We start from the raw sequence: 13,791 nt of genomic DNA on the forward strand, positions 1-13,791 counted from the left end.
TTCGGCCCCCCCGCAGCCGGGGGGCGCCGCCCCCCCGGCCCCCCCCCCCCCCCCCGCCCCTGTGTGTTCCCGGGCCCCGCCGATCACTTGAGCCAGTGGTGCCGGCCGATGCTGATGAGCCGCATCTGCCGGGTCGCGACCTGCGCGACGCGCTCCCGCTCCTCCTCCGGTGCCTCCAGGGCCTCCAGGAAGAGCGAGGCGGTGATGAGCATCTGGTCGACGTAGAGGTGGGCGAGCATCAGCAGGTCGTCGTCGCTCCACCCCTCGGACTCGGGGTCCTTGGCCAGCTCGTCCCGCACTTCCTCGGCGAACCGGACCAGTTGGTCCCGGATGGCCTCCCGCACCGGCTGCACCCCGCCGTGGCGCTCGCGGGCGATGAAGCGGACATGGGCGGGGTACGCGTCCACATGGCGGGCGATCAACTGGACGGCACGGGCTATGCGTTCCTCGCTGGTGCCGGCGTCGGTGACCGTCGTCCGGATCATCGGGTGCAGGCTGCCGAGCGCCTCCTCGACCAGGGCCACGCCGAGATCCGCGGTGGAGCGGAAGTGCCGGTAGAAGGCCGTCGGTGCGACGCCGACGGCGCGGGTGACCTCGCGCAGGCCGAGACTGCTCAGGCTCTGCTCCTCCAGGAGGCCCAACGCCGCTTCCAGGAGCGACTGCCGGGTCTTCTGCTTCTGGGCCTGCCGGATGCCGAGGGTGTGACTCATGACACCCAGTTAACAACTGTTCTCCGGAATTGAAAAGCCGTCGGGCGCGCTAGACTCAGAAGTCAGTGAACAAGTGTAACTACAACCGTTCACCGAAATGTCACGAGAGGTATCCGCGAGAGGTATCTCGGAGGGGGATCCGATCCCATGCTGTTCCTCGTCGCCGCACTCCTTCTGCTGGGCGTTGTCATGGGCACCGTGGCCCACGCGCCGCTGACCTTCACTGTCGTCGCCGCCGCCGTGATCGCGGCCTGGCTCGGCATCTTCGCGCTGCGCGAGCGGCACGGCCGCCGGCGCGGCGCGTCGACGAACTGACCTTCTTCCGCTCGTCCTTCCGCTCACTCTTCCGCTCGTCCGACCCTCGGGAGCTGACCCTCATGCAACTCACCGCACCGGCTACGCGCCCCACCGGCACACGCGACGCGGGTACGCGCGATGCCGACGGCATGGCCGTCGCGTCCTTCATCCTCGGCCTGCTCGGCATCCTCGTCCTCAACCTCTTCCTCGGCCCGATCGCCATCGTCCTGGCGGCAGTGGCCCTGTGGCGCGGCACGGCCCGCCGCGGCCGCGCCTACCTGGGTCTGGGGCTGGGGGTCGCCGACCTGCTGGTGCTGGTGGCGTTCATGCAGGCGGACAGCACGGTGTCGTGGAACTTCTGAGGGCGAGGCGCGGCTGACGCCGGTACCGGCCGCGGGTGGGGCGCCCGCGACCTCGGCCCGGTCACGGGGGCCCGTAGAATCGGGCTCACCATGGCATACCTCGACCACGCCGCGACCACCCCGATGCTCCCGGAGGCGGCAGAGGCCCTGACGGCCCAGCTGGGCGTCACCGGCAACGCGTCCTCCCTTCACGCATCCGGCCGCAAGGCCCGCCGTACGGTCGAGGAGTCCCGCGAAACCCTCGCGGAAGCGCTCGGCGCCCGTCCCAGTGAGGTCGTCTTCACCTCCGGCGGCACCGAGGCCGACAACCTCGCCGTCAAGGGCCTGTACTGGTCCCGCCGCGCCGCCGACCCGCGCCGCACCCGGGTACTCGCCAGTCCCGTCGAGCACCACGCGGTCCTCGACGCCGTCCACTGGCTGGGCGAACACGAGGGCGCCACGGTCGAGTACCTCCCGGTCGACTCCTACGGCCGAGTCCACCCCGAGGCCCTGCGCGAGGCCATCGCCCGCGACCCCGACGATGTCGCCCTGGCCACCGTGATGTGGGCCAACAACGAGATCGGCACGATCCTGCCGGTTCGCGAACTCGCCGACGTGGCAGGGGAGTTCGGCATCCCGTTGCACGCCGACGCGGTCCAGGCCTTCGGTCAGGTCCCCGTCGACTTCGCCGCCTCCGGCCTCGCCGCGATGACGGTCTCGGGCCACAAGATCGGCGGCCCCTACGGCATCGGCGCCCTCCTCCTCGGCCGCGAGTACACCCCCGTACCCGTCCTGCACGGCGGCGGCCAGGAGCGTCACGTCCGCTCCGGCACCCTCGACGTTCCGGCGATCGCCTCCTTCGGCGTCGCGGGCCGGCTGGCGGCCGAGCAGCGTGAGTGGTTCGCCCGGGAGATCGGCGCCCTGCGCGACGACCTGATCACCAGGGTCCGTACGGCGGTGCCCGACGCGATCCTGGGCGGCGACCCCTCCCCGGCCGGCCGCCTGCCGGCGAACGCCCACTTCACCTTCCCGGGCTGCGAGGGCGACTCCCTGCTCCTGCTGCTGGACGCCCAGGGCATCGAGTGCTCCACCGGCTCCGCCTGCACCGCCGGCGTCGCCCAGCCCAGCCATGTCCTCCTCGCCACCGGCACCGATCCGGACCTGGCCCGCGGCACCCTCCGCTTCTCCCTCGGCCACACCTCCACGGAGGCCGATGTCGAAGCGGTCGCCAAGGCGATCGGCCCGGCGGTGGAGCGGGCGCGGGCGGCGGGGCTGACGTAGCGGCACCACTGACGCGAGGGCGCGCACCGCATCCGGCACGCGCCCTGCCGGCGGTCCAGGACCGCGTCGCGGCTACGCGGGAGGGGCGCCCGCCTCCCGCACGAGCCGCATGTACCGGTCCCAGTCCCAGTACTTCCCCGGGTCCGTGTGATCCGTCCCCGGCACCTCCACGTGCCCGATGATGTGCTCACGGTCGACGGGTATGCCGTACCGCGCGCATATCCCCGCCGTCAGGCGGGCCGAGGCGGCGTACATCGCGTCGGTGAACGACGAGGCGCGCTCCACGAAGCCCTCGTGCTCGATGCCGACGCTCCGCTCGTTGTACTCCCGGTTCCCCGCATGGAACGCCACGTCCAGTTCGCGGATCATCTGTGTGACGTGCCCGTCCTTGCGGACGACGTAGTGCGCCGCGGCCCCGTGCCCCGGATCCTGGAAGACCTTCACCGCGCTGTCGAAGCTGCCCTGGGTGACATGGATGACCACCATGTCGACCGAGTAGTCGTCCGGCCGGTCCGCCCGCCGGAAGTTCGCCTGGGACGCGGCCACCCACTGCGCACCCCGGAAGTCGACCGCCCCCGCCACCCTCGACTTCTCCACGCCCGGCAGCCGCCACCACAGGTGCGCCAGCTCGTCGCGCGCCAGCGCGGCGGTGCCGACGGCGGCCGCCACCCCGCCCACCAGCAGGGCGCGCCGCCCGATCCGCCGGTCCGAGTCGCTCTTCTTCGCGCCCGCCTGAATCTCCCCCATGTGATCGTGAACGGATACTCGCGAGCTTCGGTTCCCCGGCCCCCTTACTCTTGAAGGGCTATGACTGACACCCCGCAGCGCTCCCGCCCCCTCCGCGTCCTCGCCGCCATGTCGGGCGGGGTCGACTCCGCCGTCGCCGCCGCCCGCGCGGCGGAAGCCGGCCACGACGTGACCGGTGTCCACCTCGCGCTCTCCGCGAACCCGCAGTCGTTCCGCACGGGCGCGCGGGGCTGTTGCACCATCGAGGACTCGCGCGACGCCCGCCGCGCCGCGGACGTCATCGGCATCCCGTTCTACGTCTGGGACCTCGCCGACCGCTTCCGCGAGGACGTGGTCGAGGACTTCGTCGCCGAGTACGAGGCAGGGCGCACCCCGAACCCGTGCCTGCGCTGCAACGAGAAGATCAAGTTCGCCGCCCTGCTGGACAAGGCGCTGGCGCTGGGCTTCGACGCGGTGTGCACGGGCCACTACGCGAAGGTGCTGGTCCGGGAGGACGGCACGCGCGAGCTGCACCGGGCCTCCGACATGGCCAAGGACCAGTCGTACGTCCTCGGCGTCCTGGACGACAGGCAGCTGGCGCACGCCCTGTTCCCGCTGGGCGACACGCTCACCACGAAGGACGAGATCCGCGCGGAGGCCGAGCGCAGGGGCCTGGCCGTGGCCAAGAAGCCGGACTCGCACGACATCTGCTTCATCGCCGACGGCGACACCCAGGGCTTCCTGGCCTCCCGCCTGGGCAAGGCGGAGGGCGACATCGTCGACGAGTCCGGCACCAAGGTGGGCACGCACGAGGGCGCGTACGGCTTCACCATCGGCCAGCGCAAGGGGCTGCGCATCGGCACTCCGGCCGCGGACGGCAAGCCGCGCTACGTGCTCGACATCTCGCCGGTCGACAACACGGTGACGGTGGGCCCGGCGGCCGCTCTGGACGTGACGGGCCTGACCGCCATCAAGCCCCGCTGGTGCGGCGCCGCCCCGACCGCCCCGGGTACCTACACCGCCCAGCTGCGCGCCCACGGCGGCGAGACCGAGGTGACAGCGGAGCTGGTCGACGGCTCCCTCCAGGTGCGGTTCGCGGAGCCGGTGCGGGGTGTGGCCCCCGGCCAGGCGATCGTGCTGTACGACGGCACGCGCGTGGTGGGGTCGGCGACCATCGCTTCTACGGTGCGGGCGACGGCGGGGGTGGCCTGAGCCGCCTACGCACGCGCGCGTGCTGAGCAGCCTTGACGGAGTCCGGTGCGGTATCGCGCCCGTAAGGGGCGCGGGGCTGTGTCGGTATGCGGCTCCGCCGGCGCGACCAGCCCTCACCGGCCCGCGGGTTCGTCATCGCGCTTCCAGCGGAGCGCTCAGGCAGTGAAGAACTCCGCCAGCACCGGCGCGAGCGCGTTCGGGTCCACCATGTGGGCCTGGCCCTCCAAGATGCGGTATGTGCCCTGGGGCGCGGACTCCGCGACCGCCCTGGTCGCCTCACGCAGCCACTTGGGGCTCGCGCCGCCCGCGACGGCCAGGACGGGGACGGTGATCGACGCCAGCCGGTCCCGGGGGACGAGGCCGTCGCCCATGACCGCGTTGTCGTAGGCCAGGGTCGGGGCGATCGCCTCCATCGGGGGCCACATGGGGGACTGGCGGGCGCGCTGGATCATCTCCTCGGCCAGGCCGGTGAGACGGAGGAACAGCTCGACCGCGTCCCCGCGCCGCCCGTCGGCGAGCGCCCGGTCCAGGTTCTCGGTGTACTCGGCGCGCACCTTCGCGCCGCCCCCGTAGTCGGCGAACGGCGTCTCGTACACGGCGACCTGACGGACCGGCAGTCCGGCGGCTGCCGCCTGCAGTGCCAGCGCGCCGCCCGACGAGATGCCGTACAGCGCCGCGTCACCGCCGGCCACCTCGACGAGCGCGGCGATGTCCTCGACCTCACGGGCCACCGCGTACGGCGCCGTGTCGCCGCTCTCGCCGCGGCCCCGGCGGTCGTACGCGATGACGCTGAAGCGGTCCGCGAGAGGCCCGGCCAGAGGTGCCACCGTGCCGCCCGCGGACATCGCGCCGCTCACCAGGACGACCGCCGGGCCCTGGCCGGTGCGTTGGTATGCGATGGGGGTGCCGTCGCGCGAGATGGTCTTCTTGTCCATGCTTGTCCAGACTGCCATCCGGCACCGGACTAATCGGTCACGACACTTCTACTTCGTAGAAGCAGAAGTGGTCCTTGATCTCGGCGACGTCCGGCTTGGGATCGGGATAGGCCCAGACGAGGTCCGCCGCGTCGGGCAGCGACCAGTACGAGGCGGTGCCCTTGAAGGGGCAGTGCGTGTGGGTGTCGGAGGGCGTCAGCAGGTCGAGCCGTACGTCCTCGGCGGGGATGTAGTACCGCACGGGACAGCCCGTCTCGCGCAGTACGAGGGGGCGGTCGCTCTCCGCCAGTGTCCGGTCGCCGTGGACGACGCGGACGCGCTGTGTGCCCTGCTCGATGGTGATCGTGTGTCCTTCGGCCATACCAGGAGAGCGCTTATGGGGCCTCGGTTCTTCCCGCGTACGGTTGCCGCATGCGTATTTGTGTCTTCCTCTCCGCCGCCGACCTCGACGACCGCTACACCCGCCCCGCACGCGAGTTCGCGGAGCTACTGGGCAAGGGCGGGCACACGCTCGTGTGGGGCGGTTCGGACGTCGGTCTGATGAAGGTGGTCGCCGACGGGGTGCAGGAGGCGGGCGGGCGGCTCTGCGGGGTCTCCGTGGACTTCCTGGCGGCGAAGGCCCGTCCGGGCGCCGACGAGATGGTGATCGCGCGGGACCTCGCCGAGCGCAAGAAGCTGCTCCTGGAGAAGGCCGACGCCGTCGTGATCATGGTCGGCGGCACCGGGACGCTCGACGAGGCCACGGAGATCCTCGAGCTGAAGAAGCACGGGCACACCGACAAGCCGGTCGTGCTGCTCAACAGCGCGGGCTTCTACGACGGCCTGAAGGAGCAGTTCCGGCGCATGGACGACGAGGGCTTCCTGCCCATCCCGCTCACCGACCTGGTGTTCTTCGCGGAGGAGCCGGTCGGCGCGCTGGCCTACCTGGAGACCGCGACACCAGCGGCTCCCGCCGCGGGTCAGGGCATCGAGTGATGCGAGCATGGCAGGCATGGCTACTCATGTGATCACCGGGGCGGGTTCCGGCATCGGCGCGGCCGTCGCCCGCCGCCTGCACGCGCGCGGGGACGAACTCGTGCTGCACGCGCGCGACGCCGGGCGTGCGAAGGAACTGGCGGCCGAGTTCCCCGGGGCGCGGACCCTGGTCGGTGACCTGGCGGACCCCGACAAGCTGAGCTGGGCGTTCTCCCACCAGACCCTTCCGGACCGGGTGGACTCCCTGCTGCACATCGCGGGCGTCGTCGACCTGGGCCCGGTGGGGGAGCTGACCCCGAAGTCCTGGCGCCACCAGCTCAACGTCAACCTGATCGCCCCCGCCGAGCTGACCCGCCACTTCCTGCCCCAGCTGCGCGTCGCAAGCGGCCACGTGGTGTTCGTGAACTCCGGCGCGGGCCTGAACGCCCACGCCGACTGGTCGGCGTACGCGGCCTCGAAGCACGGCCTGAAGGCCCTCGCCGACTCCCTCCGCCACGAGGAGCACGCGAACGGCGTCCGCGTCACCTCCGTCTACCCCGGCCGCACGGCCAGCCCGATGCAGGCCAAGGTCCACCAGCAGGAGGGCAAGGAATACGACCCGGCGAAGTGGATCGACCCCGAGTCGGTCGCGACGACGATCCTGATGGCCATCGACCTGCCGAGGGACGCGGAGGTCAACGACCTGACGGTGCGACCGGGACGCTGAAAACCAGCCCCACCGCCAGGGCCGTACGCTTCCGGGGTGAGTGAAGACAAGCAGTTCAGCTTCGGTCCCGCGACCGGCGTCGGCTCCCTCCCCGGCGGTGACGCCCGCGAGGCCGCCAAGACCGCCACCGGGTCCTTCGAGGACTTCCCGTTCCTGCCCGAGCTGCCGGCCCGCGGACCCGGCGCGGACATGATCGGACGGACCGCCGGGATGCTCGTCGAGCTGTACGCGCGCGTGGAGCCCAGCGGGTGGCGACTCGGGGACCGGCCGGGGCGGGACACCAAGCGGGCCAGGTCGTGGCTGGGTCAGGACCTGGACGCGCTGGAGGAGTTCACGCAGGAGTACGAGGGGCCGCTGAAGGTACAGGCGGTGGGTCCCTGGACCCTCGCCGCCGCCCTGGAACTGCGGAACGGCGAGGCGGCCCTCTCCGACCCCGGCGCCTGCCGCGACCTCGCCGCCTCCCTCGCCGAGGGGCTCCGGCTGCACCTCGCCGAGGTGCAGCGCCGCATCCCCGGCGCCCGGCTCGTCCTCCAGCTCGACGAACCCTCCCTCACCGCCGTCCTGCGCGGCCAGGTGAAGTCCGCGAGCGGCTACCGCACCCACCGCGCCGTCGACCGGCAGGTCGTCGAGGCCACGCTCCGGGACGTCGCCGGGGTTCACGGCGACGGTCCCGTCGTGGTCCACTCCTGCGCACCGGACGTCCCGTTCGCCCTGCTGCGCAGGGCGGGCGCGGCGGCGGTGTCGTTCGACTTCTCGCTTCTCACCGAGCGTGACGACGACGCGATCGGCGAGGCGGTGGAAGGCGGGACACGGCTGTTCGCGGGTGTGGTCCCCGGCACGGACGGCCGGTTGTCAGACCCTGCCGGTAGCGTCATGGGGGTCAGGACGCTGTGGCGCAGGCTGGGACTGCAACCGGGGCTTCTCGCGGCGGCGGTCACGGTCACCCCGTCGTGCGGACTCGCGGGGGCTTCCCCCGAGTACGCGCGCAGGGCACTCGCCCACTGCGTCCTGGCGGCGAGATCCCTCGCGGACAACCCAGAGTAACGGGAGGACAACACGGTGGCCGGCGACAAGCAAGCGGAGACGACGGTGCCCGTCGAGGCACGGGAGAAGCACGCGCAGCTCGCTGAGCAGATCGAGGAGCACCGCTTCCGGTACTACGTGAAGGACGCTCCCGTCATCAGTGATGCGGAGTTCGACAAGCTCCTGCGCTCCCTGGAAGCGCTGGAGGGGGAGTATCCCGAACTGCGCACGCCCGACTCACCGACCCAGAAGGTCGCGGGGGCGTACGCGACGGAGTTCACGTCGGTCGAGCACCGCTCGCGCATGCTTTCCCTCGACAACGCCTTCAGCGACGAGGAGCTGGCCGCCTGGGCGGAGCGCGTGGCCAAGGACGTGGGCACCTCCGACCATCACTTCCTGTGCGAGCTGAAGGTCGACGGCCTCGCCGTCAACCTCACCTACGAGCGCGGTCGCCTCACGCGCGCGGCGACCCGCGGCGACGGCCGCACCGGCGAGGACATCACGCCCAATGTCCGTACGATCGCGGAGATTCCGGACCGCCTGACCGCCGACCGCGTCCCGGACCTCGTGGAGATCCGCGGCGAGGTCTACTTCCCGATGGAGAAGTTCGAGGAGCTCAACGCCCGCCTGGTCGAGGCCGGAGACAAGCCCTTCGCCAACCCGCGCAACGCGGCGGCTGGTTCGCTGCGCCAGAAGGACCCGCGGGTCACCGCGACCAGGCCGCTTCACATGGTCGTCCACGGCATCGGCGCCCTGGAGGGCTACGAAGGCCTTACCCGCCTCTCGCAGGCCTATGACCTTCTCAAGACCTGGGGCCTGCCCACCTCCCGGCACAACAAGGTGGTCGACGACCTCGACGGCGTACGGGAGTTCATCACGTACTACGGCGAGAACCGGCACTCCGTGGAGCACGAGATCGACGGTGTCGTCGTCAAGCTCGACGAGATCCGCCTCCAGGGCCGGCTGGGGTCCACGGCCCGGGCGCCGCGCTGGGCGATCGCGTACAAGTACGCGCCGGAGGAGGTCAACACCAAGCTCGTCAACATCCGTGTGGGTGTGGGCCGCACGGGCCGGGTGACGCCGTACGCCCAGGTCGAGCCGGTCACGGTGGCCGGTTCGGAGGTCGAGTTCGCGACCCTGCACAACCAGGACGTGGTCAAGGCCAAGGGTGTCCTCATCGGGGACACCGTGGTGCTGCGCAAGGCCGGAGACGTGATCCCGGAGATCCTCGGTCCGGTCGTCGACCTGCGCGACGGCAGCGAGCGTGAGTTCGTGATGCCGGCCGAGTGTCCCGAGTGCGGTACGCCGCTCAGGCCGATGAAGGAGGGCGACGTCGACCTGCGCTGCCCGAACGCCCGCACCTGCCCTGCCCAGTTGCGTGAACGTCTGTTCTATCTCGCGGGTCGCAAGGCGCTGGACATCGAGCACTTCGGATACGTCGCGGCCGCGGCCCTGACCAAGCCGCTGGAGCCCGCCGACCCGCCGCTGACGGACGAGGGTGACCTGTTCGACCTCACCATCGAGCAACTGCTGCCCATCAAGGCGTACGTGCTCGACCAGGACAGCGGCCTGCCCAAGCGCGATCCGAAGACCGGCGAGGAGAAGGTCGCCACCGTCTTCGCCAACCAGCAGGGCGAGCCGAAGAAGAACGCGCTCGCCATGCTGGAGAACATCGCGGCCGCCAAGGAGCGCCCGCTCGCCCGCGTCCTCACCGGCCTGTCGATCCGTCATGTGGGCCCGGTGGCGGCCGAGGCGCTGGCTCGCGAGTTCCGCTCCATCGACCGCATCGAGCAGGCCACCGAAGAGGAGTTGGCGAACACCGACGGCGTCGGAGCGATCATCGCCGCCTCCCTCAAGGAGTGGTTCGCCGAGGGGTGGCACCAGGAGATCCTCCGCAAGTGGAAGGCCGCCGGCGTCCGCATGGAGGAGGAGGGTTCCGGCGAGGACGAGGGCCCGCGTCCGCTCGAAGGCCTGACCGTCGTGGTCACCGGCACCCTCGAGCACTTCACCCGTGACGGCGCCAAGGAGGCGTTGCAGAGCCGCGGAGCGAAGGTGACCGGTTCGGTTTCGAAAAAGACGTCATTCGTCGTTGTGGGTGACAATCCCGGATCGAAGTACGACAAGGCGATGCAGCTCAAGGTGCCGGTTCTGAACGAGGACGGCTTCAACGTCCTGCTGGAACAGGGGCCGGAGGCGGCGGCCGAAGTCGCCCTTCCGACCGAGGAGTAGCGGTTGAAGGCCACCCGATCGGCGCATACCAGATGCATACGGGTGGCCGGGGCGCAAACGGGCAACCGTCGACGACCGCTGCCCGTGGAAGCCTTCTGCGGCCTACTGTTGAGGTGTGCGCCTGCCGTGCCCAGCTGCGGTCGGGGCATCCCCGTGCCCCTGGTGGGCAGGGGAAAGGGTTTTCCAACGCGGCGCCGTTGATGGTTGTCGGGCATCGGGCCGCGTGGCGTGGGCACCGCCGGCTGTGAGAGGGACGGGAATGGAACCGACCGAGAGCGCCGACCCGGACTCACGGCTGCGCCTGCGCCGGGTCACCGGCGCCTGGCGGGACAGCCGCTGGGGGACGCGTGCTTCGGCGCGTGGTGGCACGGAGGGGCGCGCCGCCGGCCGTCGCACCACCGTGGACGGCCACGGTTCCGCCCGGGCCCTCGTGGCTGACGGCCTCGGCCACGCCCGCCTCAACGCCGAGCACGCGACCGGCCTGCTCGGCACCGAGTCCGAACGGCACCTGTCCTGGCCCCCGCTGCCCGCGCTGCCCGCGGGGGTCGTCGCGGCGGCCGGGTTCGTCCTGGGCGCCGGCTTCTACCGGGCGTTCACCGGCAGCCACGCGCTCTTCCCGGCCGGCACCGTCGGCTGGTCGCTGGCCGTGCTGGCCGGCCTCATCGTCGGTCACCTCGTCATGCTGGGCCGCGCCCGCTGGTGGGGCGGCACCGGATCCGGTGCCGCCCTCACCCTCGCCGTGCTGCTGCTGTACGGCTGGGCGCCCGCCGGAATGGTCAGCCTCACCGTCGTCGTCCTGGTCGGCATAGCCCGGCGCCACCGCTGGCGGCCGGGCGTCCTGCACGGCGCGGTGGACATCCTCGGCATCGGCGCCGGGGCCCTGGTACTCGCGGCCTTCGGACGCCTGCCGTCCGTCGAGAACCCCTGGAACCCCGACACCTGGACCCTCTACACCGCCCCCCAGGTGGTGCTGGTCGCAGCCGCCTACCTCGCGGTGACCCGCACCCTGCTGTGGTACCTCTACGCCCCCCGCGACGGCGGACTGCCCACCGTCGCCCGCACCGCCCTGGTCAGACAGGGCCTGGTCGCGGTCGCGCTGCTCGGCATCGCGCCCCTGGTCTGCGTGGTCGCCGCCGCCGAGCCCATCCTGCTGCCGCTGTTCTCCATCCCGCTCGTCGCCCTCGACTCCACCCTGTGGATAGCCCGGGCCCGCGCCGAGGAGCAGTTGCGCGACCCGCTCACCGGCCTGCCCAACCGCCAGTGGCTGCTGGAACGGATATGGACGGCCCTGGACGACGCCGAACGCATCGGCGCCCGCGCCGCCCTGATGCTGATCGACCTTGACCGCTTCCGTTCGGTCAACGACACCCTCGGTCATCTCGCCGGCGACCGGCTGCTCCTCCAGATAGCCGACCGGCTGCGCCTGGCCCTGCCGCGCGGGGCGGAGGCCGCGCGGCTCGGCGGAGACGAGTTCGCCGTCTTACTGCCGGTCGCCGACTCCACGACGTCCGCGACCCGCATCGCCCGCGGCCTGGTCGCCGCCCTCAGCTCCCCGCTCGACCTCGACGGACTCACCCTCGTCCTGGAGGCCAGCGCGGGCGTCGCCGTCTTCCCCGACCACGCCTTGGACGCCGAAGGGATGCTGCGCCGGGCGGACGTCGCGATGTACCAGGCCAAACGGGACCGTACGGGGGTGGAGGTCTACGAGTCCAAGCGCGACTCGAACACCCCAGACCGGCTCGGACTGCTCGGCGATCTGCGCCGGGCCCTCGACGCCCACGAGGTCCAGCTGCACTACCAGCCCAAGGTCCGCTTCGACGGACAGGTCGCCGGCCTCGAGGCCCTGGTGCGCTGGGTGCACCCCGAACGCGGCAAGGTCCCGCCGGACGAGTTCATAGCGATCGCCGAGTCCTCCGGGCTGATGCCCCACCTGACGGAGTACGTCCTGGACACGGCGCTGGCCCAGGTGGCCCGGTGGCGCGCCCAGGGCCTGTACGTACCGGTCGCGGTCAACGTCTCCCCGCGCGACGTCCACACGCCCGGCTTCGCGGGCTCCGTCGCCGCTCGCCTCGCCCGGCACGGTGTCCCTGCCGGGTCGCTCCAGCTGGAGATAACGGAACACGTCCTCCTCGAGGAACCACAGCGTGCCGCCGACACCCTTGCCGGGCTGACGGGGCACGGCGTGAAGATGTCCCTGGACGACTTCGGCACCGGCTACTCCTCGTTGGTGCACCTGCGCCGGCTGCCCGTCAGCGAGCTGAAGATCGACCGCTCGTTCGTGGCCCGGCTGGCCGTGGACACGGAGGACGCGGAGATCGTGCGCTGCACGGTCGACCTCGCCCATTCCCTGGGCCTCCTCGTGGTCGCCGAGGGCGTCGAGGACGACGAGACCTGGGAGCGCCTGCGTGACCTGGGCTGCGACGCCGTACAGGGCTGGCTGGTCGCCGCCGCGATGCCTCCCGAGGAGACGACGGCGTGGCTGCGGGCGCGGGGGTCCAGGGGCTGGCAGCGACCGGCGGCGGCCTTGCCTGCGGCGGCGTCCGACGAGTGACTTTCCCACGCGCCCACCCGCCCGCTCGTTCAGCCCGGATGCCGGGTGAACCTCTCCCGTGGAGGCGGCCCGCTGCCGGCGGCCGCGTCCCCGTCGGCGGGGTTCGGTGACCGTGGGTGCGGTCGGTCCGGTCCGAGGCGGGTCAGGCGGTTGCCTTTCGGCTCGCCCCCGCCGTGAAATGTCCGATCAGCAGGGCCAGTCGGCGCGCGTGTCCTTCCGCCGGTAGGCGTCCGCTGCGCATCAGGGTCACCAGTCCGTGCAGGCCTGCCCAGTACGTCTCCGTGAGCAGGCCCGGTTCGTCGCCGTCGGCCGTGATCGGGCCCACAGCGGCGTGCAGCTCCCCGAAGGCCTCCTGGAGCGCCGCCGGAGCCTGTGCCGTGGCGAACGGCAGGTCCAGCGTGTGCGTGAACATCGCGTCGTACAGGGCGGGCCGCCGCCGTGCGAAGGCGGTGTACGTCTCGCCCACCGCCGCCAGCGCCTCCCGGACGCCCTCCGCGGCCGTAGGCGCCGTACGCAGCTCGGTGGCCAGCTCCGCGAAGCCCTGCACCGCGACCGCGGCCATGATGGCGTCCTTGCCCTTGAAGTGGCTGTAGAGGACGGGCTGGCTGTACTCGATCTCGGCGGCCAGCCGCCGTGTGGTGACCGCGTCCCAGCCCTCGGCTTCCGCCAGTTCCCGCGCGGCCGTGACGATCAGCCGCTCGCGTTCCGCTCGTTCGCGCTCCCGGCGCGTCTGGATCGACATGACCGTGATTCTAGCAATGCTAGCCTTCCTGTCGTCGATCTGATAGCTTCGCTCTTGTCTCTA

14 protein-coding genes are annotated in these 13,791 nt (G+C 71.7%); 9 read left to right on the forward strand and 5 right to left on the reverse strand.

The genetic code is table 11. The features are described 5' to 3' along the window. Positions 1-83: 83 nt before the first annotated feature. The gene (locus ABT114_RS44670) at positions 84-710 is read right to left on the reverse strand and encodes a TetR family transcriptional regulator (RefSeq protein WP_351151416.1); all 627 of its coding nucleotides are present in this window, start codon (positions 708-710) and stop codon (positions 84-86) included. Positions 711-857: 147 nt separating this feature from the next. Here ABT114_RS44670 and ABT114_RS44675 point away from each other — a divergent pair, with 147 nt between their 5' ends. The 3 genes from ABT114_RS44675 (at position 858) to ABT114_RS44685 (ending at position 2,629) form a co-directional block, all read left to right on the forward strand. Continuing rightward, positions 858-1,025, forward strand: coding sequence for a hypothetical protein (locus ABT114_RS44675; RefSeq protein WP_351151419.1), 168 nt, complete (start codon positions 858-860; stop codon positions 1,023-1,025). A 62-nt stretch (positions 1,026-1,087) separates the two neighbouring features. After that, complete coding sequence (locus tag ABT114_RS44680; RefSeq protein ID WP_351151422.1) at positions 1,088-1,369, forward strand: DUF4190 domain-containing protein; 282 nt, start codon at positions 1,088-1,090, stop codon at positions 1,367-1,369. A 90-nt stretch (positions 1,370-1,459) separates the two neighbouring features. Beyond that, complete coding sequence (locus tag ABT114_RS44685; protein WP_351151425.1) at positions 1,460-2,629, forward strand: cysteine desulfurase family protein; 1,170 nt, start codon at positions 1,460-1,462, stop codon at positions 2,627-2,629. 72 nt (positions 2,630-2,701) lie between these two features. On the opposite strand, the gene ABT114_RS44690 is transcribed toward ABT114_RS44685, so the two are convergent. Further along, complete coding sequence (locus ABT114_RS44690; RefSeq protein ID WP_351151427.1) at positions 2,702-3,376, reverse strand: N-acetylmuramoyl-L-alanine amidase; 675 nt, start codon at positions 3,374-3,376, stop codon at positions 2,702-2,704. 60 nt (positions 3,377-3,436) lie between these two features. Between ABT114_RS44690 and mnmA the strand changes: the two genes are divergently transcribed. Next, positions 3,437-4,567 (forward strand): tRNA 2-thiouridine(34) synthase MnmA, encoded by a 1,131-nt coding sequence (mnmA, locus tag ABT114_RS44695; protein ID WP_351151430.1) that lies wholly within the window; start codon positions 3,437-3,439, stop codon positions 4,565-4,567. Positions 4,568-4,722: 155 nt separating this feature from the next. Here the strand turns inward: mnmA and ABT114_RS44700 are convergent, their stop codons facing one another. Together ABT114_RS44700 and ABT114_RS44705 are read right to left on the reverse strand one after the other, a co-directional pair. After that, complete coding sequence (locus ABT114_RS44700; RefSeq protein ID WP_351151433.1) at positions 4,723-5,502, reverse strand: alpha/beta fold hydrolase; 780 nt, start codon at positions 5,500-5,502, stop codon at positions 4,723-4,725. A gap of 37 nt (positions 5,503-5,539) precedes the next feature. Further along, positions 5,540-5,863, reverse strand: coding sequence for a DUF427 domain-containing protein (locus ABT114_RS44705; protein ID WP_351151436.1), 324 nt, complete (start codon positions 5,861-5,863; stop codon positions 5,540-5,542). Positions 5,864-5,913: 50 nt separating this feature from the next. On the opposite strand from ABT114_RS44705, the gene ABT114_RS44710 reads away from it, so the two are divergent. From ABT114_RS44710 to ABT114_RS44730, 5 genes are all read left to right on the forward strand, one after another. Continuing rightward, on the forward strand, positions 5,914-6,477 hold the full coding sequence (locus ABT114_RS44710; protein ID WP_351151439.1) for an LOG family protein: 564 nt from the start codon (positions 5,914-5,916) through the stop codon (positions 6,475-6,477). A 7-nt stretch (positions 6,478-6,484) separates the two neighbouring features. Continuing rightward, a complete protein-coding gene (locus tag ABT114_RS44715; RefSeq protein WP_351151442.1) occupies positions 6,485-7,183 on the forward strand; it encodes an SDR family oxidoreductase in 699 nt (232 codons plus the stop codon). Positions 7,184-7,219: 36 nt separating this feature from the next. Then, positions 7,220-8,227: a methionine synthase gene (locus ABT114_RS44720; protein ID WP_351151445.1), complete on the forward strand. Its 1,008-nt coding sequence runs from the start codon at positions 7,220-7,222 to the stop codon at positions 8,225-8,227. 15 nt (positions 8,228-8,242) lie between these two features. Beyond that, entirely contained in the window at positions 8,243-10,435 is a 2,193-nt protein-coding gene (ligA, locus tag ABT114_RS44725; RefSeq protein WP_351151448.1) for an NAD-dependent DNA ligase LigA, read from the forward strand. 259 nt (positions 10,436-10,694) lie between these two features. Beyond that, positions 10,695-12,986, forward strand: a complete 2,292-nt coding sequence (locus ABT114_RS44730; RefSeq protein WP_351151450.1) for a putative bifunctional diguanylate cyclase/phosphodiesterase — start codon at positions 10,695-10,697, stop codon at positions 12,984-12,986. 142 nt (positions 12,987-13,128) lie between these two features. On the opposite strand, the gene ABT114_RS44735 is transcribed toward ABT114_RS44730, so the two are convergent. After that, the gene (locus tag ABT114_RS44735) at positions 13,129-13,728 is read right to left on the reverse strand and encodes a TetR/AcrR family transcriptional regulator (RefSeq protein WP_351151453.1); all 600 of its coding nucleotides are present in this window, start codon (positions 13,726-13,728) and stop codon (positions 13,129-13,131) included. Positions 13,729-13,791 lie beyond the last annotated feature (63 nt).

The organism is Streptomyces sp. NPDC002088 (genome assembly GCF_040296605.1).
GTDB lineage: Bacteria > Actinomycetota > Actinomycetes > Streptomycetales > Streptomycetaceae > Streptomyces.